The organism is Massilia sp. Root418 (assembly GCF_001425265.1).
Taxonomy (GTDB): Bacteria; Pseudomonadota; Gammaproteobacteria; order Burkholderiales; family Burkholderiaceae_D; genus Rugamonas.
The window spans coordinates 57,842-75,086 of record NZ_LMEC01000023.1; the positions used below are offsets into that span (position 1 = coordinate 57,842).

15 protein-coding genes are annotated in these 17,245 nt (G+C 68.7%); 5 read left to right on the forward strand and 10 right to left on the reverse strand.

From position 1 onward, the window contains the following. Positions 1 to 127: 127 nt before the first annotated feature. The 5 genes from chrA to ASC94_RS23775 all read right to left on the reverse strand — a co-directional run bounded on the left by chrA (position 128) and on the right by ASC94_RS23775 (position 4,825). Entirely contained in the window at positions 128 to 1,483 is a 1,356-nt protein-coding gene (gene chrA, locus ASC94_RS23755; protein WP_056401717.1) for a chromate efflux transporter, read from the reverse strand. Positions 1,484 to 1,590: 107 nt separating this feature from the next. After that, on the reverse strand, positions 1,591 to 2,724 hold the full coding sequence (locus ASC94_RS23760; protein ID WP_200955812.1) for a sensor histidine kinase KdpD: 1,134 nt from the start codon (positions 2,722 to 2,724) through the stop codon (positions 1,591 to 1,593). Between the two features lie 241 nt (positions 2,725 to 2,965). Then, entirely contained in the window at positions 2,966 to 3,202 is a 237-nt protein-coding gene (locus tag ASC94_RS23765) for a hypothetical protein (RefSeq protein ID WP_056401719.1), read from the reverse strand. A 137-nt stretch (positions 3,203 to 3,339) separates the two neighbouring features. Continuing rightward, positions 3,340 to 3,531, reverse strand: a complete 192-nt coding sequence (locus ASC94_RS23770; RefSeq protein ID WP_056401722.1) for a hypothetical protein — start codon at positions 3,529 to 3,531, stop codon at positions 3,340 to 3,342. 157 nt (positions 3,532 to 3,688) lie between these two features. Continuing rightward, positions 3,689 to 4,825: a sensor histidine kinase KdpD gene (locus ASC94_RS23775; protein ID WP_056401726.1), complete on the reverse strand. Its 1,137-nt coding sequence runs from the start codon at positions 4,823 to 4,825 to the stop codon at positions 3,689 to 3,691. Positions 4,826 to 5,202: 377 nt separating this feature from the next. On the opposite strand from ASC94_RS23775, the gene ASC94_RS23780 reads away from it, so the two are divergent. The 5 genes from ASC94_RS23780 to ASC94_RS23800 all read left to right on the forward strand — a co-directional run bounded on the left by ASC94_RS23780 (position 5,203) and on the right by ASC94_RS23800 (position 9,266). Further along, entirely contained in the window at positions 5,203 to 5,913 is a 711-nt protein-coding gene (locus ASC94_RS23780; protein ID WP_056401729.1) for a cation transporter, read from the forward strand. 203 nt (positions 5,914 to 6,116) lie between these two features. Continuing rightward, positions 6,117 to 6,779, forward strand: a complete 663-nt coding sequence (locus ASC94_RS23785; protein ID WP_056401732.1) for a TetR/AcrR family transcriptional regulator — start codon at positions 6,117 to 6,119, stop codon at positions 6,777 to 6,779. A 148-nt stretch (positions 6,780 to 6,927) separates the two neighbouring features. Then, on the forward strand, positions 6,928 to 7,578 hold the full coding sequence (locus tag ASC94_RS23790) for a protein-L-isoaspartate O-methyltransferase (protein WP_056401735.1): 651 nt from the start codon (positions 6,928 to 6,930) through the stop codon (positions 7,576 to 7,578). Between the two features lie 18 nt (positions 7,579 to 7,596). Further along, the gene (locus ASC94_RS23795) at positions 7,597 to 7,920 is read left to right on the forward strand and encodes a rhodanese-like domain-containing protein (protein WP_056401738.1); all 324 of its coding nucleotides are present in this window, start codon (positions 7,597 to 7,599) and stop codon (positions 7,918 to 7,920) included. A 26-nt stretch (positions 7,921 to 7,946) separates the two neighbouring features. Continuing rightward, positions 7,947 to 9,266 (forward strand): TolC family outer membrane protein, encoded by a 1,320-nt coding sequence (locus tag ASC94_RS23800; protein WP_056401740.1) that lies wholly within the window; start codon positions 7,947 to 7,949, stop codon positions 9,264 to 9,266. A 119-nt stretch (positions 9,267 to 9,385) separates the two neighbouring features. Here ASC94_RS23800 and ASC94_RS32740 read toward each other — a convergent pair whose 3' ends face one another. From ASC94_RS32740 to ASC94_RS23820, 5 genes are all read right to left on the reverse strand, one after another. After that, positions 9,386 to 9,562: a hypothetical protein gene (locus tag ASC94_RS32740; protein ID WP_157201561.1), complete on the reverse strand. Its 177-nt coding sequence runs from the start codon at positions 9,560 to 9,562 to the stop codon at positions 9,386 to 9,388. A 93-nt stretch (positions 9,563 to 9,655) separates the two neighbouring features. Beyond that, a complete protein-coding gene (locus ASC94_RS23805; RefSeq protein WP_056401743.1) occupies positions 9,656 to 10,873 on the reverse strand; it encodes an ABC transporter substrate-binding protein in 1,218 nt (405 codons plus the stop codon). 9 nt (positions 10,874 to 10,882) lie between these two features. After that, on the reverse strand, positions 10,883 to 13,780 hold the full coding sequence (locus ASC94_RS23810) for an NHLP bacteriocin export ABC transporter permease/ATPase subunit (protein WP_056401746.1): 2,898 nt from the start codon (positions 13,778 to 13,780) through the stop codon (positions 10,883 to 10,885). Next, complete coding sequence (locus ASC94_RS23815) at positions 13,773 to 15,980, reverse strand: NHLP family bacteriocin export ABC transporter peptidase/permease/ATPase subunit (RefSeq protein WP_200955813.1); 2,208 nt, start codon at positions 15,978 to 15,980, stop codon at positions 13,773 to 13,775. Before ASC94_RS23815 ends, ASC94_RS23810 begins: the two co-directional genes overlap by 8 nt. Then, positions 15,980 to 17,245, reverse strand: coding sequence for an NHLP bacteriocin system secretion protein (locus ASC94_RS23820; protein WP_056401749.1), 1,266 nt, complete (start codon positions 17,243 to 17,245; stop codon positions 15,980 to 15,982). Before ASC94_RS23820 ends, ASC94_RS23815 begins: the two co-directional genes overlap by 1 nt.

Here is a 17,245-nt window from a genome sequence, read left to right on the forward strand (position 1 = left end):
GCATATACGGGACGGGGAAGGAATCGGATTCAGAAAAATATAAATTTGGCCAGGGCGTCCGGCACCGGACCCTGGCTATCCGCCGCTAGGGCCGGGGCGGCGCATGGCGCCATGGCGGCATGGCGGCCTACGCGGCGCCGGCCAGCCGCAGCGCCAGCCCGGCCAGCGCGCAGGCGGCGATGACGTGCATCACATTGGCCTTGTAGCGCAGCAGCGCCACGGCCGCGCCCAGCGCAATCAGCGCGGACAGCCAGTCGAAGCGGAGGGCAAAGCCCTGCGGCCACAGCACGTGGTAGGCGAAAAACAGCGCCAGGTTGACGATCACGCCCACCACGGCGGCCGTGATGGCGGTGAGCGGCGCGGTGAACTTCAGGTCGCCGTGCGTGGACTCGACCAGCGGGCCGCCGGCCAGGATGAACAGGAAGGAGGGCAGGAAGGTGAACCAGGTCACCAGCGCGGCTGCCGTGGCGCCGGCCAGGAACAGCGCGTCCGGCCCCAGCGCGGCCTTGGCGTAGCCGCCCACGAAGGCCACGAAGGCCACCACCATGATCAGCGGGCCGGGCGTGGTTTCGCCCAGCGCCAGGCCGTCCATCATCTGCGCGGCGCTGAGCCAGCCGTAATGGTCCACCGCGCCCTGGTAGACGTAGGGCAGCACCGCGTAAGCGCCGCCGAAGGTGAGCAGGGCGGCCTTGGTGAAGAACCAGCCCATTTGCGTCAGCGTGTGCTGCCAGCCGAAGAGGGCCGCCAGCGCCGCCATGGGCACGGCCCACAGCGCGGCGCCGGCGGCGGCGATGCCGGCCAGCTTGCGCCAGCTGAAGCGCGCGTGCGCGGGCGTGGGCGTGTCGTCGTCGATCAGCGCGGCGCCAAAGGACCGCGCCGCCGCGCCGTGGCCGCCGCCAAGCTGGAATTTGTCCGGCATGAAGCGCCCGCCCGCATAGCCGGCCAGCCCGGCGGCCAGCACGATGGCGGGGAAGGGCACGCCGCCGGCGAAGATGGCGACGAAGGACGCCGCGGCGATGGCCCACAGCCAGCCGTTCTTCAGCGTGCGTCCGCCGATGCGGTGCGCCGCCTGCAGCACGATGGCTGTCACGGCGGGCTTGATGCCGTAGAACAGGCCGGCCACCAGCGGCAAATCGCCAAAGGCAATATAGACCCAGGACAGGCCGGTGAGCAGCAGCAGCGATGGCAGCACGAACAGCCCGCCAGCCACCAGGCCGCCACGCGTGCGGTGCATCAGCCAGCCGATATAGGTAGCCAGCTGCTGGGCCTCCGGGCCGGGCAGCAGCATGCAGTAATTGAGCGCGTGCAGGAAGCGCCGCTCCGAAATCCAGCGGCGGCGCTCCACCAGCTCCTGGTGCATGATGGCGATCTGCCCGGCCGGGCCGCCGAAGCTGATGCAGCCCAGCTTGAGCCAGAAACGGAAGGCATCGCCGAAGCGGACGGGGGCAGGTGAGGCTTGGTCTGGCGGGGCTGGTGTGCGCATGCGGCTGGGCTGGTCGTGGCAATGACGGCCATTCTAGCAAGATGCCGCCTTCAAGCCATGATGCGGCGCCGTCCGGCAGGAGCCGGGCAGGCTCGGCTGCGCAGGCGTCAGGTGGACACTTTGTGCCGGGGCAGGCTGATGGTAAAAATGCAGCCTGTTCCGGGCACGTCGCGCAACAGCAGTTCGCCGCCGTTGGCCAGGACACTCTGCCGTGCGATTGTCAGTCCCAGCCCCAGCCCGGTCCTGTCGGCGCCGGGCTGCGAGAAGGGCTGGAACATGCTCTCTCCCACACCTGGGCCGAGCCCGCCGCAGTGGTCTGCCACGTCGATCAGTATGCGGTTTCCTGCGGCGTAGGCGGTGAGCCTGACCTCGGTCCCGGGCTGGCTGAATTTGAATGCGTTCTGCAGCAGGTTGGCCGCCGCCGTGATGAGCAGGTCGCGGTTGCCGCTCAGCGCCAGCTCTTGGTCGACGGCTGCCACGCACAGGGTACAGCCGTAGGCCATGGCAGACAGCGCCGCAGGCGCTGTTATCTCGTCAATATAGTGCGCGAGGGAGAAAGCGCTGAGAATCTGGCTGGCGGCATCGGCCACCCTGACGTCCTCCAGCGAGTTGGCGATCAGCTTGTCCAGATTATGCAGGCTGCGTTCGAGGATGGCCCCGGTGGCGCCATTGAGGCTGAGGCTGCCGGCCTTGGCAGCCGAGAAGGCCAGCGACGCCGTGCCGAGATGGTTGCGCAATTCTTGCGCGAAAAACCCCATCCGTTTATTCGATTCATTGGCACAGGCGTCGGCCAGCAATATATCGCGCTGATAGCTGAATTCCGTCACGGCGTCGGAAATGGCGTTGTCCAGGCAACGGTTCAGGGTGCGGAACTCGTCAACCTCGAATGGCGCGTCGCGCTCCACGGCGAGGTCGGTGATGGCCTGGCAGAGATCGCCGCAGGCGTGGACCACCTGGTCGACCGTCAACCCCAGGCTCAGCAGCGCTTTTCCATGCTGGGCCGACGCCGCGCCGATGTCCGACATCGCCGCGCTCCCGCCGGCCGGGCCCGACACGCGGCGGCTGGCCTGGGGATTTTTCGTCTGTTCGATCTCAAGGGTGCGGATCAGCTGGTCGAGAAACAGGGGGATGCCGTGTCTCAGCTGGCGGTTGGAGTCCGACTTGCCTGCGCGGCTTTCGACTTTCATTCTGCATCGGCGGGCCAGTTCCTCCCGGTTGTTGGCTAGAAAAACATGCATCATGACGATCTCCGTACGCAAGCACCACATCCGCCTGGCCGCAGGGCGCTGCGCAATCCAGGCGGCGTTCAATAGTAGCACCGTGCCTGCGCATCTTGCGCCGCGTTGCGGCGCGCCTGGCGCGCCGTTCCAGCCCCGTCTGCTGTGTTCGGCGGCCGGCTGCGCCGAGCGCGGCTGCGCCGAAGCTGACGGAAAGTGGGGGACGGCTGCGCGGTCCGCTAGTGGGGTGTGCCGCCGGACAGGCTCAAGCCATGAATGCGGCTCCGCCCGGCGGCACGGCAGTAGTGGCGGCGCTGCGGCGACGCGGCAGCGTCAGCAGCACCCGCAGCGCCGTTTCTGCTGCGACCTGGTGGTATTGCAGGTAGCAGGCGGCGACGCCGGTTCCCCGGACGCGTTGCAGCAGCAAGGACTCGTCAATCCGCTGCGCCTGTTCGTGGTCGCAACGGATGTCGGCCAGGCCGATCTTCCAGGGGCGGCTCATGGCAGCGCGTCCGCGGGCCGTTCCGGAACCCGCGCAGCGTGCCGGTTGCCGTGGGCTGTTCGGCTGGCACCCAGTATGCGTGCCGGCTGCAAGGCCCGTAGTTGGCTGATGTTGTCCATGTGGGCCCCGGCTGCGCTTTAGCCCGGACGCTGGTTGGGCAAGCGCGTGATGTCGTTATTGATGACATTGCGCACAGTCTGATGGTTGCCGTGCCACTTGTGCCATTTGGTCCTGGCCGGCTGGTACGTCTTGTCCAGCAGAGGCCCGCCGGGTTGCTGCGGTGCAATGGGAATAACTGCTTCGGTGTCGCCAACTTTTTCGGGGCTCATCCTTGTTCTCCTCGCGGCACATGCACAGGACGAGGCCGTCCTTGACTGGCTGCCCATGTAGCATGCGCCCATAAGGTGCCACCGCCTAGTCCGGAGTGGCCGCAACGGCGTAGGCGTAGTCCTGCAAGGGAGGCGCTACAGCAATGGCACACCGCTATCATGTCGGCATTTTATTTCTGGGAAGGCTGATCGTGAATATGCAGCCGGTGCCTGGAACGTCCCGCACACCCAGGTCACCACCGTTGGCCAGCACGCTCTGGCGTGCGATCGTCAGCCCCAGCCCCAGCCCCAGCCCGGTCCGGTCGGAAGCGTGCCGGCAGAAAGGCTGGAACATGGTCTCGGCCACGCCCTTGGCGAGTCCGCCGCAGTGGTCCGCCACGTCGATCAGGATGAGGTTCCCTGCCGCGTAGGCGGTCAGCCTGACCTCGCTTCCGGGTTGGGTGAACCTGAACGCGTTCTGCAGCAGATTGGCCACCGCTGCGATGAGCAGAGCGCGATTGCCTGTCAGCGCGAGTTCGTTGTCGACGCGTGGCGCGCACAGCGTGCAGCCATGCATGCCGGCCGACAGCGCCGCAGCGGCCGCTATCTCGTCAATAAAATGCGAGAGTGAAAAAGCGCGGAGGATTTGCGTGGCGGCGCGCGCCACCCTCACATCGTCCAGCGAACTGGAAATCAGCCGCTCCAGGTTGAGCAGGCTGCGTTCGAGGATCGCCCCCGTGGCGCCGCTCAGGCTGAGGCTTCCGGCCTTGGCCGCGGTGAAGGCCAGGGCCGCCGTCCCCAGATGGTCGCGCAGTTCGTATGCGAAAAATCCCATCCGCTTGTTCGACTCGTCGGCGGAGGCGTCAGCCAGCAAGATGTCGCGCTGGTAACTGAATTCGGTCACGGCGTCGGAGATGGCGTTGTCCAGGCAGCGGTTCAGGGTGCGGAATTCGTCAACCCGGAACGGCGCGTCGCGCTCCATCGCGAGATCGGTGATGGCCTGGCACAGGTCGCCGTAGTCGTGGACGACCTGATCGACCGACAGGCCCAGGCCCAGCAGCGCCTTGCCGTGCAGGGCCGACGCCGCGCCGATGTCCGACAGCGCCGCGCCGCCGCCGGCCGGGCCGGAAATGCGTCGGCTGTCCTGGGGACGGTTCGATTGCTCGATCTCAAGGGTATGGATCAACTGTTCCAGGAACAGTGGAATGCCGTCCTGCAACTGACGCTCAGTGGCGGACCTGCCGGGACGGCAGCCGACTTTGATTCTGCAACGGCGGGCCAGTTCCTCCCGATTGTTGGCCAGGAAAACATGCATCACGACAACCTCCATGCTCGGCACAAGGTGCGAGAGGCCGCAGATGTGCGAGGCAATCTTGGCGGTCCACCATCATAGCACTGTTCCAGGCTGCGCTTCGCTGGCTGGCTTTGCCGCCCCGTGCCTGGCCTGCAGGAACGCCTGCCGCGTGCACCGGCCCGGCCGAGCAGCGAATAGTTGGCAGCCGCGAGGGGGCACGCGGCCGGCGCGGGTACAATCGGGATCATGTTTGTGAGCGGCATGCTGCGCTCCTGCCGCTTGGCGGAGACGGGGCGATGTACAGTCCGGCCGCAGGTAATTTCAGGTGTGATCGCGCGCGCCTTGGAAGAGACCCGCCGCATGGTTCGGTGAACCTTTGAGCTTGTCGGGAGACGAAGATGTCCAACTGTTGTGGGGACGCCTGCGCGTCCAGCAAACCGCCGGTCGATCCCCGCTACCGGCGCATCCTATGGCTGGCCCTGTTCATCAACGCCGCCATGTTCGTTGTCGAACTGTCTGGAGGGCTGCGGGCGGACTCGGTCTCGCTGTTGGCGGACGCCGTCGACTTCTTCGGCGATGCTGCGAACTACGCGCTCTCCTTGTTTGTGCTCGGCATGGCGGCGGCGTGGCGCTCCCGTGCCGCGCTGGGCAAAGGGGTAATGATGGGCATTTACGGCGTGTTCGTGCTGGGCAAAGCCGGGTGGAGCGTTGCGGCGGGCACGGCGCCTGAGGCCGCAACCATGGGCCTGATCGGCTTCATCGCGCTGCTGGCCAACGGCACTGTCGCGCTGCTGCTGTACGCCTTCCGCGACGGCGACGCCAATATGCGCTCGGTATGGCTGTGTTCGCGCAACGATGCGATCGGGAATGTCGCCGTCATGCTGGCCGCGCTGGGGGTGTTCGGCACCGGCACCCACTGGCCCGACCTGGCCGTTGCGGCCGTCATGGCGGTGCTAGGCCTGACGGCGGCGCGCACGGTCATCGCGCAAGGACGCCGGGAACTGGGCGGCAGCGCGCCAGGCGGCGCCCTGGAGCACATCGCGCCCACGCCAGCCGAAGCGCCTCGTGCCACCGGGGAAACGCGGGTAACCGAAATGAAACGCCGCTAACGGAGCCGCCGGGACCAGGGCCGATCCCGCGCAAGCCGGCTGCGCAGCGCAAAGGGGCCAGCGGACAGGGGCAGGTGGCGAAAACGAACAGCCCGTTTCCAGTTGCCGTGCCGGCTAGACACATGCCAACTTGACGCTCCCTTGCCCGGAGTCTAATATAAATGACTCAAAAGTAAGTAAGATGGCAAGACATCCCTATCCTCATGCAAGCTCCAACTGATACCAAACCGCGCTGGGAACGGCGCAAGGACGCGCGGCCGCAGGAATTGCTGGAGGCGGCGCTGGAGCTGTTCGTCGAGCGCGGCTTCGCCGCCACCCGGCTGGAAGACGTGGCGCGCCGCGCCGGCGTCTCCAAGGGCACGCTGTACCTGTATTTCGAGAACAAGGAAGAATTGTTCAAGGCTGTGGTGCGCGCCACCATCGGCCAGGCGATCGGCCAGGCCGAGCTGGACCTGGCCGCCTCCGACGCGCCCAGCGCCGCCCTCCTCAAGGAAATGCTGATGCGCTGGTGGGCCCAGATCGGCGCCACCAAGCTGGCCGGCATCACCAAGCTGATGATGACCGAGTCGGGCAATTTCCCGGAACTGGTGCGCTTCTATGAAGACGAGGTGATCGCGCGCGGCAACGCGCTGCTGGTGCGCGTGCTGGAGCGCGGCCTGGCGCGCGGCGAGTTCCGCCCGCACGACCCGCAGGTGATGATGCCCGTGCTGAGCGCCCCGGTGCTGATGCTGATGATGTGGAATAACGCCTTCCTGCCCTGCGGCGGCGGCAGCGCCATCGACCCGGACCAGTACATGGCCGCCTTTCTCGACCTGGCCCTGCGCGGCCTGGCGCCGGACGCGGAAGCAGGACCGCTTAAAAAATGAGCAGGCCGGACGGTTTTTGCGCGTTCAGCCCCTTGAATCTGCAGACTGTCGCAATTTCCCTCTGTCCGTCGCCGATATCGTTAATATGCCGTCCTGACCAGTTCAACGATAAAATGACGGATTATTTAATCCTTCACCGAGTTTAAAGATGAATATCGAACAAGCCCGCTTCAACATGATCGAACAGCAAATCCGTCCATGGGACGTCCTGGATGTGGACGTGCTGGAGGTGCTGAACGTGGTCAAGCGCGAGAACTTCGTCCCTGCCGAGCACAAGAACCTGGCCTTCGCCGATACCGAAATCCCGCTGGGCAACGGCTACACCATGCTGACCCCCAAGCTGGAAGCGCGCATCCTGCAGGACGTGCAGCTGAAAAAACATGAAAATGTGCTGGAAATCGGCACCGGCAGCGGCTACATGGCTGCCTTGCTGGCGCACCGCGGCCGCCACGTCACCACCGTCGAGATTTCGCCGGAACAGAAGGCGCGTGCCGAACAGAACCTGGCCGCCACCGGCGTCAGCAACGTGACCGTGGAACTGGGCGACGGCGCGCAAGGCTGGCCCAACGGCGCCCCGTTCGACGTCATCGTGCTGTCGGGCGCGCTGCCCAAGCTGCCGGAGGCGTTCCTGCAGCAGGTCAAGGTGGGCGGCCGCATCTTCGCGCTGATTGGCGAAGCGCCGGTCATGTCGGGCGTGCTGGTCACCCGCACCTCGGACGGCTACGAGCAGAAGAAACTGTTTGAAACCGACGTCAAGCCGCTGCAACAGGCCGCCAAGCCGTCGCAGTTCACGTTCTAAGCGGAACGGGAGCGTCGCATGGAACACATCACTGCGCTGGAACTGGCCGACTGGCTGGCCGACGACGCGCGCCCCAGCCCGTTTCTGCTGGACGTGCGCGAGAACTGGGAATACGACACCTGCCACATCGACGGTTCCACGCTGATGCCGATGAACTCCATCCCGGCCCGCATCGACGACCTCGATGAAGAGGCGGCCATCGTCTGCATCTGCCACCACGGTGCGCGCAGCATGCAGGTGGCGGCTTTCCTGGAGCGCAACGGTTTCGGCAAGATCACGAATTTGACGGGCGGCATCCATGCATGGGCTGTTCAGGTCGACAGCAGCATGCCAAAATACTAATTGTTATTGATTCCACGGAGAACGCAATGCAGAAACCCTTAATCGCCTTGCTGATCAGCAGCGCACTGTTGACCATGAATGCACAGGCGGCCGACCTCATCCAAGTGTACCAGCAGGCGCTCGCCAACGACGCCACCTATGCCAGCGCACGCGCTGCACTTGCTGCGGGTCAGGAAAGGACGACGCAAGGGCGCTCCGGATTGCTGCCGGTTATCGGCCTGGGCGGTTCCAGCACCAAGATCACCGGCGACTTCGAATCGAAATCCGACAATCCCCTGGGCGCCGGCAGCGGTTCGCGCGACAATTCGCGCAACCAGTGGTCGCTGAGCCTGTCGCAGCCGCTGTTCCGCTGGGACCGCTGGGAAAGCTACCAGCAGAGCAAGCTGAGCCAGGCCTCCACGGAAGCCGTGTTCGCCCAGGCCCAGCAGGACCTGATCACCCGCGTGGCGCAAGCCTATTTCGACGTGCTGACCGCGCAGGACAACCTGTCCTCGATCCAGGCGCAGAAATCAGCCACCACCGAGCAGCTGGCCTCGGCCAAGCGCAACTTCGAGGTCGGCACCCAGACCATCACCGACACCCACGAAGCGCAAGCGGCGTACGACCTGGTGGTGGCGCAGGAGTTTGCCGCCATCAACGACCTGGAAGTGAAGCGCAACGCGCTGCAGCAGATCATCGGCACCGCGCCGGCCTCGCTGTCCACGCTGCGCCCGGGCGTGACCATCGCCGCGCCGCAGCCGGCCGCCATCGAGCCGTGGATCGCCTCGGCCGAGCAGCAGAACTATTCGGTGGTGGGCGCCCAGCTGAACCTGGAGATCGCCAAGCGCGAGATTTCGCGCAACCGCGCCGGCCACCTGCCGACCCTGGACCTGGTGGCCAACAAGGGCCGCGACAGCGTCACCGCGTCCGGCATCACCAAGACCAACGCCGTGGGTGTGCAGTGGAACGTGCCGCTGTTTAGCGGCTTTGCCGTGACCAGCAAGGTGCGCGAATCGATCGCGCTGGAAGACAAGGCGCGCAACGACCTGGAAGCGACGCGCCGCGCCGCCGCGCAGAACGCGCGCACGGCTTTCCTGGGCATGAACAGCGGCCTGGCGCAGGTGCGCGCGCTGGAAGCGGCGGAAGTGTCGAGCAAGTCCGCGCTCGATTCGAACAAGCTGGGCTACCAGGTCGGCGTGCGCATCAACATCGACGTGCTGAACGCGCAGCGCCAGCTGTACTCCACCCAGCGCGACCTGTCGCGTGCCCGCTACGACACCATCATGAACGGCCTGCGCCTGAAATCGGCCGCCGGCACGCTGAAGGAAGCGGACCTGGCGCCGATCAACGAGCTGCTGGTGAAGTAAGCCCGTGACGTAGGCCCGGCCTGCCTCCGCCCGAAGAAAACCCCGCAGCTGCGGGGTTTTTTGTCTTATTGACAGACGCCGGCCGCCACGGCTGGCTGAGCGGCTGGCGCCGGCGCTGCTCAGGTTTCGTCGATATAGTAGCTGGCGCACAGAACGGCGCAGGAGATGCCGCCTGCCGCGTCGTCGAGTTCGGGGTCGGTCAGTTCCAGATCCTGCACTGGATCGGTTGGCCCTTTTTCGACCTGTGCTGCTTTCAGTTTGTCGCCCAGTTCATTGGCCAGGTTTTTATTGCTCATGCTGTCTACTTTCACAAGAAACGACTGCTAGTTTTAAGACATCAAGCCTGATCGGTCTTTCCTGCAAGAAGCAACAGGGACTGGGGGCCGCGCTCAGGGCAGCGCCGACCAGGCCGGCCCTGCCGGCGGGGCCGCGTCGAAATACTCGAAGCGGCCGTTCCGCACCACCACCTTGGCCAGGCGCTTGGCCACCGGGTCGCCCTTGTCGTTGTAGACGTGGCTGCCGGTGGCGCCCTGCCAGCCGCGCGTGGCGCGCAGCGCCGCCGCCATCTGTTCGGGCACCGCGCTGTTGGCCTGCCGCACCGCGTGCGCCAGCAGCTGCAGGGCGTCGTAGCCCTGGGCGGCGGAACTGTCGGGCAGGCTGCCGTAGCGCTGCCGGTAGCGCGCCGCGAAGGCGCGCGCCTGCGGACTGGGATCGTCGGCGCTGAACAGCGAGAAAATCACCGTGCCCTCGATGTCGCGCCCGCCGCGCGCGATCAGTTCCTGCGAGTCCAGCCCCGCGCCGCCGAACACCGGCACCCGCAGCCCGGCCGCGCGCGCCTCGCGGATGATGACCGGGCTGTCCGGCATGGAGCCGATCAGGAAGATGGCGTCGGTCTTGAGCAGCGTGGACCAGTCGGCCATCAAGGTGCGGTGCTCGTTGGCCTCCATAGAGTAGGAGCGGCGGTCCGCCACCACGATGCCCAGCTCGTGGGCGCGCTGCTCGAAGCAGTTGGCCAGGTCGTTGCCGTAGTCGTTCTTGATGTAGTAGATGGCTACCCGCTTGTAGCCCTGGGCCAGCGCGTAGTCGCCGATCTGGCGCGCCTGGTCGCGGTTGTTGGGCAGGCTGCGGAACACCAGCCGCCCGCCCTGTTCGGTGACCTTCTGGCCGCTGGCGCCCGGCGTGATCATCAGCAGCCCGGCGCGCTCGTAGATTTGCGAGGCGGGTGCGGCCACGTAGGTGTTCAGGTGGCCGATCACGGCCGCCACGTCCAGGTTGTCGGCGATCTCCTGCGCCACCTGGCGCCCGGTGGACAGCGAGCTGGCATCGTCCTTGACCAGCAGGCGGATCTTGCGCCCGCCCAGCACGCCGCCGGCGGCGTTGATCTCCTCCTGCGCCAGCCGCACCCCGTCCACCATGGCGGCCTTGCTGGAGTTCAGCGGCCAGGCCACGGCCACCAGCAGCTCGGCCTGCGGCGCGGCCAGCCGCTCGGCGCGGCGGCGCGCGGCGGGCTGCTCGTCGCAACCGCCCAAGGCCAGCAAGCCCGGCAAGCCCAGCAGTTCCAGCAATCCCAGCAGCGGCAGGGCGGCCGCCCGGCGTCTCTTGTTCATATCGGTCCTTTACACTAGTTGCCGCTTGGCCAGGCTGGCGAACACGCCGTCCCGCGCCATCAGTTCGTCGTAGTTGCCGCACTCGGCGATGCGGCCCCGTTCCAGCACGTAGATGCGGTCGGCGTTGCGGACGGTGCTCAGGCGGTGCGCGATCACTACCCGGGTCGCCTTCAGCTGCTCCATGCTGGCGCTGACGATGGCCTGGCTTCGGTTGTCCAGCGCGCTGGTGGCCTCGTCGAAGAACAGGATGCGCGGCTGGTGCACCAGGGCGCGCGCCACCAGCAGGCGCTGGCGCTGGCCGCCCGACAGGGTGCCGCCGCCGTCGCTGATGATGGTGTGCATGCCCATCGGCATGGCCTGGATGTCTTCCTCCAGCCCGCAGGCGCGCGCGGCAGCCCAGGCCTGGTCCAAGGTGAGCGTGCTGCCGCCGGCGATATTGCTGAAGATGTCGCCGCCGGCCAGGCGCCCGCTTTGCAGCACCACGCCCAGCTGGCGGCGCAGGCTGCCGATGTTGATGTCGCTGAGCAGGTGGCCGTCGTAATAAATGCCGCCGTGGCTGGGCTGCTCGAAGCCGAGCAGCAGGCGCAGCAGGGTCGACTTGCCCGAGCCGGACGCGCCCACCAGCGCGATGAACTCGCCCGGGGCGATGGCCAGCGACAGGTCGTCCAGCACCGGCGGGCTGCCGGGCGCGTAGGCGAAGCTCACGTGGCTCAGTTCGATCGCCCCGCTCAGCTCGCCAGGATCGGCCTGGCTGGCATCCATTTCTGGCTGCGCCAGCAAAATGGGCTGGGCCCGTTCGTAGGTGGAGGCGATCGACAGCACGTCCATGCCGGTGCGCACCAGCGACAGCGCGGCCGCCAGCAGCACGGTCCAGGCCGCGTTGAAGGCGATGAAGTCGCCGCTCGACAGGCGCGCCGTCTCCGGCTCGGCCAGCATGGCGGCAATGCCGCCGAACAGCATGGCCGAGGCGGCCACCGGGAAGGCGGCGCCGAACACCGCGCTGGCGTTGGCCAGCCGCCCGGCGCGCAGCGCGTGGCGCTTGTGCTCGGTGAACCGCGCCGCCCAGTTGGCGAAGGCGCGGCTTTCGGCGCCGGTCATGCGCAGCTTGGCGATGCCGCCCAGGTACTCGAACACCTGGCCGGCCAGGCGTCCGCGCAGCTCGCCGGCCACGCGCGTCACGCGCAGGCTGGCGTAGCCGAGCGCCAGGTTGACCGCTATCGCCACGGCCAGCAGCGCCAGCGCCAGCAGCGCCAGGCGGGCGCTGTAGTGCAGCAGCAGCAGCAGGTTGCACAGCGAGAACACGCTATTGATGATGCTGGCGATCACCGTGCCCGACAGCGCCTGGCGGATCTCGTTGATGCCGTTGATGCGGGTGGCCAGGTCGCCCGCCGTGTAACGCCGGAAGAAAGGCACCGGCAGCTTGAGCACGCGGTCCCACACGGCCGCCTGCAGGCTGCTGCCGGCCTTGCCCTCGATGCGCAAGGTGGCCACGGCGCGCGCGGCCTCCAGCATCAGCGTGACCAGGCTGGCCACGAACAGCATGGCCACCACCTGCACCATCTGGCCCCGGTCGGCGGCCGGGAACACGCTGTCGAACAGGTGGCCGCTGGCCAGCGGGATGGCCATGGCCAGCACGGTGCTGGCCAGCGCGATGGCGGCAATGGTGGGCAGGTCGCCGCGCGTCTCGCGCGCCACGAAGCGCACCAGGTCGGTCCACGCCAGCGGCGCCGCCGGCAGGCTGCGGTAGAACATATACGCGTGCGGCAGCAGCGTTTCGGCGCTGGCCGCGTCCACCCGGCGCTGCTCGCCGCTGACCGGATCGCAGATGCGGTAGCCGCCGCCCGGCTCGGGCAATAGCGCCAGCGGCTGCTTGTCCTCGGTCAGGCCCAGCAGGGCGCCGCTGTCGTGGCGCCACCAGCCGTCGCGCAGCACCACCATGCGCATGCGCACCCCGGCCGCGCGCGTGAGGGCGGCCAGCTTGCCGCCGGCCGGGCCGGCCGAAGGCGGCGGCGCCGGGAACGCGATGCCGGCGTGCGCGCCCACCAGGCGGCAGGCCGCCAGCAGGCGGTTGTCGGCGTCGCCCGCCGGCGCGGCCGGCGTGCCGCCGCGGATCAGCGCGGCCATGCCGTCCAGCGCGCCGGCCATGGCTTCGCCGTTGAGTTGGCGTTGGCGCTGCAGGCGCGCCAGTTCCTGCTGCTGGCGCTGCCCGGCCGCCGCGATAGCCTGGCTGCACAGCGCGGCGCTCAGGCTGCCGAGCGCATCGAGCAGGCGCGCCGGCGGCAGCCGCTGGTACAGCTCGGCGGTGTGCTGCAGCTCCAGCGTCCCGCCGACCGCCAGCTCCAGCCAGCTGCCCGGCGGCACGGCCAGCACCTCGCCCACGCCGCACGGCGCCGCGCCCGCATAGCCGGCCTGGCCGGCGGCCGGCAGCGCCCACAGGCCGCTGCGCTCGCTGTGCACGCAGGCCGGCGTGCCCTCGGCCGGTGCGGCGTGCGCCGGCCCCTGCAGCGCCACGCTGCCGGGCGGCGGCGCGGGCCAGGCGCCGGCCAGTGGCGCGGCCAGCTGGTCGAGCAGCTCGGCGGCCTGACTGGTATCGGCCTGGTCCAGCAGCGCCAGCAGGTCGTCCCGCGCCACCTGGCGCAGCCGCGCGCCGGCCGCCGGCACCAGCGCCAGCTGCCAGCCGGCCGCCAGTCCGGCCGGGCAGGGCGCCAGCAGCAGCGGCTGGCCGGGCGCGGCACCCAGCAGGTGGTGGCGCTGGCCGCCCGGCGCCACCAGGAACACGTCGGCGCCGCCGTGCTCGGCCAGCCAGGCCGCCGCGCCCTCGGCCTGGCTGGCCGGCGCGCCGGCGGCGCCGGCCTGGCCCAGTTGCCGCAGGCGCTGCTGCAGGCCGGAGGGGAGACGGTCATTCATTGGCGATCAGCTCCGCGTACTTGCCCTGCAGGGCAATCAGTTGCTCGTGGGTGCCGCGCTCGCGTACCTTGCCGCGTTCGAGCACGATAATTTCGTCGCAGTCGCGCACCGCGCTCAGGCGGTGCGCCACCACCAGGCAGCTGCAGCCGCGCCGGCGCAGGTGGCCGTCCACGGTCTGCTCGGTGAGCGGGTCGAGCGCGCTGGTGGCCTCGTCCAGTACCAGCAGGGTGGGGTTGCCCACCAGCGCGCGCGCGATCTCCAGGCGCTGGCGCTGGCCGCCGCTGAAGTTGGCGCCGCCCTCGTCGACCACGCTGTCGTAGCCGCCAGGGCGCGCCGCGATCATCTGGTGGGCGCAGGCGTCGCGCGCGGCCTGCAGCAGGTCGGCCTGGGCCACGGTGCTGTCCCACATGGTGAGGTTGTCGCGCACGGTGCCGCTGAACAGCGCCACGTCCTGGTCCACCGCAGCCAGCGAGTTGAGCAGCTGCTGGCGCGGCCATTCCTGGCGCGGCCGGCCGTCGAACAGGATGGCGCCGTCCCACGGCTGGTACAGCCCCACCACCAGCTTGGCCAGGGTGGACTTGCCGCAGCCCGAGCCGCCCACCAGCGCCACCCGCTGGCCCGGCTGCAGCACCAGGTTGAAATTCTCCAGCAGCGGCGGCTCCAGGCGGCTGTAGCCGAAAGTGACATTGCGGAACTCCAGCGCGCCGCTCAGCTTGGGGCTGTCCGGCGGCGGCCCGTCGGCGCTGGCGTCCTCGCAGCTGCTGCGCAGCACGTCGTCGAGCCGGTCCATGTCGCCCTGGAAGGCTTGCAGGCGCCCGCCCAGCGCCACCAGCGCGTTGACCGGGGCCACGAAGCTGGCCGACAGGGCCTGGAAAGCCACCAGCGCGCCGATGGTCAGGTCGCCGTCCATCACGCGCAGCCCGCCCAGGCCGAGGATTAGCGCGGCGCTGGCGGCGGTGAGGAACTTGGGCAGCAGGTCCAGCACGATGGAGCTGCGGCTCATCTCCTGCATGGAGTTCATCAGGCGCGCCTGGTAGCCGGCCCAGCGGCTGAAGAAGTCGGCCTCGGTGCCGGAGGCCTTGAGCGTCTCGATCAGCAGCAGGCCGTTCATGGACGTGCCCATGACCTTGCCGGCGTCGATCGACATCTTCTGGTTCAGCTCGGTGCGCTGGCGCGCCACCAGCCGCAGCACCAGCACGTTGAGCGCGGCGATGCCGATGGACACCAGGCTCATGGCCACGTCGTAGAACAGCATCACGGTGGCGAAGAACAGGCCGGTGAGCACGCTGAGCAGGCCGGACACCAGCTCTGCCGACAGCACATGCGCCACGCGGTCGTTCAGGCCCACGCGCGCCCCGATCTCGCCGGCCGAGCGCTGGTGGTAATAGCCGATCGGCAGGCGCAGCACGTGCCAGAAGAAGTGCGCCGCGCTGCGCAGCGCAATGCGCATTTCCAGCTTGAGCAGGTAGTGCTGCTGCAGCGCGGTGAGCGCGGCCATCAGCGCGGCGGTGGCGGCCATGCCGGCCACCAGCGGCGCGGCCCAGGACTGCAGCCCGCCCACCAGCACACGGTCGATGAACACCGAGGTGAAAGCCGGCAGCACCAGCCCGGGCAGCGCCAGCGCCAGGCCCGCCAGCACCAGGTAGCCCAGCGCGCCGCCGGCGCCGCGCACCCGGCGGCGCAGGCTGGCCAGCAGGCTGGGCGGACGCCCCGAGGGCACGAAGCCGGGGCCGGGCACGCAGCTGAGCACCACGCCGGTGAAGCTCTGGTCGAACTCCTCGGCGCTCACGGTGCGCCGCCCCATGGACGGGTCGTTCAGCAGGACCTGGTCGCCGTCGAAGCCGTCCACCACCAGGAAGTGGTTGAAGTTCCAGAACACGATCAGCGGCATGGGCATGGCGCGCAGTTCGGCCGGTTCCTTGCGCAGGCCGCGCGCCTCCATGCCGTAGCCGCGCGCGGCGCGCACCACGTTGAGCGCCTTGCTGCCGTCGCGCGACACGCCGCACGCCACCCGCAGTTCCTCCAGCGGCACGTATTTGCGGTAAAAGGCCAGCACCATGGCCAGCGCGGCCGCGCCGCACTCGACCGCCTCCATCTGCAGCACCGACGGCGAGCGCGCCGGCCGGCGCGGGGCCAGGCGGCGCCAGCGCGGTTTCAGTGCCAGCAGCGCCCGCGCCGCCTGCAGCAGCAACGGGCGCACTAGTCCAGGCCCGCGGCTTTTTTCAGCAGCGGGATCAGCAGTTCGATGGGGCGCTGCTCGGCGATGGTGATCAGGGCCGAGCACGAGGTGCCGCTTTGCAGCGGGAAGGGCGGCCCGGTGCGGGTCGACCAGCGGTAGCGGCTGGCGTTCCCCGGCGCCGGCTGCAGCGCGGCGCGGATCTGGATCGGCGCTTGCGCTCCGCTCAGCTGCTGCACCAGCTTGTCGTTGCCGAACACCCGCATCAGGCCCTGGTCGGTGGACGGGTAGTCCGCCACCGCCGACACGTAGGCCGGCAGGAAACCGAACTCCTCGCGCTTGGCGGTGCTGGGGCTGATTTCCACGCGCATGCCGCGCGCCACCTTCTTGCCGTCCAGCGCCGGCAGGTAGAGGTAGGCCTCGATCTCGTTGGCGTCGATGCCGGAGGCCTCCACGCTGAGCAGCGGCGTGCCGCGCTCGACCAGCTGGCCCTCGCTGGCCTTGATCTCCAGCACCCGCCCGCTGTACGGGCTGACCACGGCGTTGAACTCGCGCGTCTCGCGCACCATCAGGTCCAGCCCGCGGCGCGCGTCCTCCAGCGCGTTGCGCGCCAGCACCAGCTCGTTGCTGCTCTGCTTCTGCTGCTCCAGCACCGTCACGTCCAGCTGCTTGAACTGGCCCAGCACGTTCTGTTCTTCAAGCTGGGCGGCGGTCAGCTCTAGCTGCGAAGCGATCAGGGTCTGGCGCGTGATCAGGCCCTGGTCCAGCAGCGCGCCCTGGGTGGCGATGCGCTCGCGCAGCAGGCCGGTGCGCTGGCGCGCCGAGGCCAGGTGCTCGCCCAGGCTCTGGCGCTGCTGGCGCGCGGTGGCTGCGCGCAGCGCCGCGCCCTGCTCGGCCATGGCCTGCGCCTGCTGGTACTGCGCCTGCACTTCGCGCACCCGGCTCTCGGCGGCGTGGATCTTCTTGAGCAGGTCGCCCTGTTCCAGACGGCCGACGATCTGGCCCGCCGCCACCCGGTCGCCGACCTCCACCGACAGGTCCGACAGGCGGCCGCTGGCGGCCGTGGTCAGCACCCCCACGCCGCCGTGCTTGAGCAGCATGCACTGCTGTCCGGGCAGCTTGGTGGGCAGCTTGCCGAACACCGACCACAGCACCGCCGCCAGCAGCAGCAGCCCGATGCCGGCCAGCGCCAGCCAGCCGCGCGGCGTGGTCACCTGCAGCAGGCGGTCGAGTTCCTCGGGGGAGGATAAGCGGGCCAGCGCGGCTGGCCGGAAAATGCCTTTGGTCAT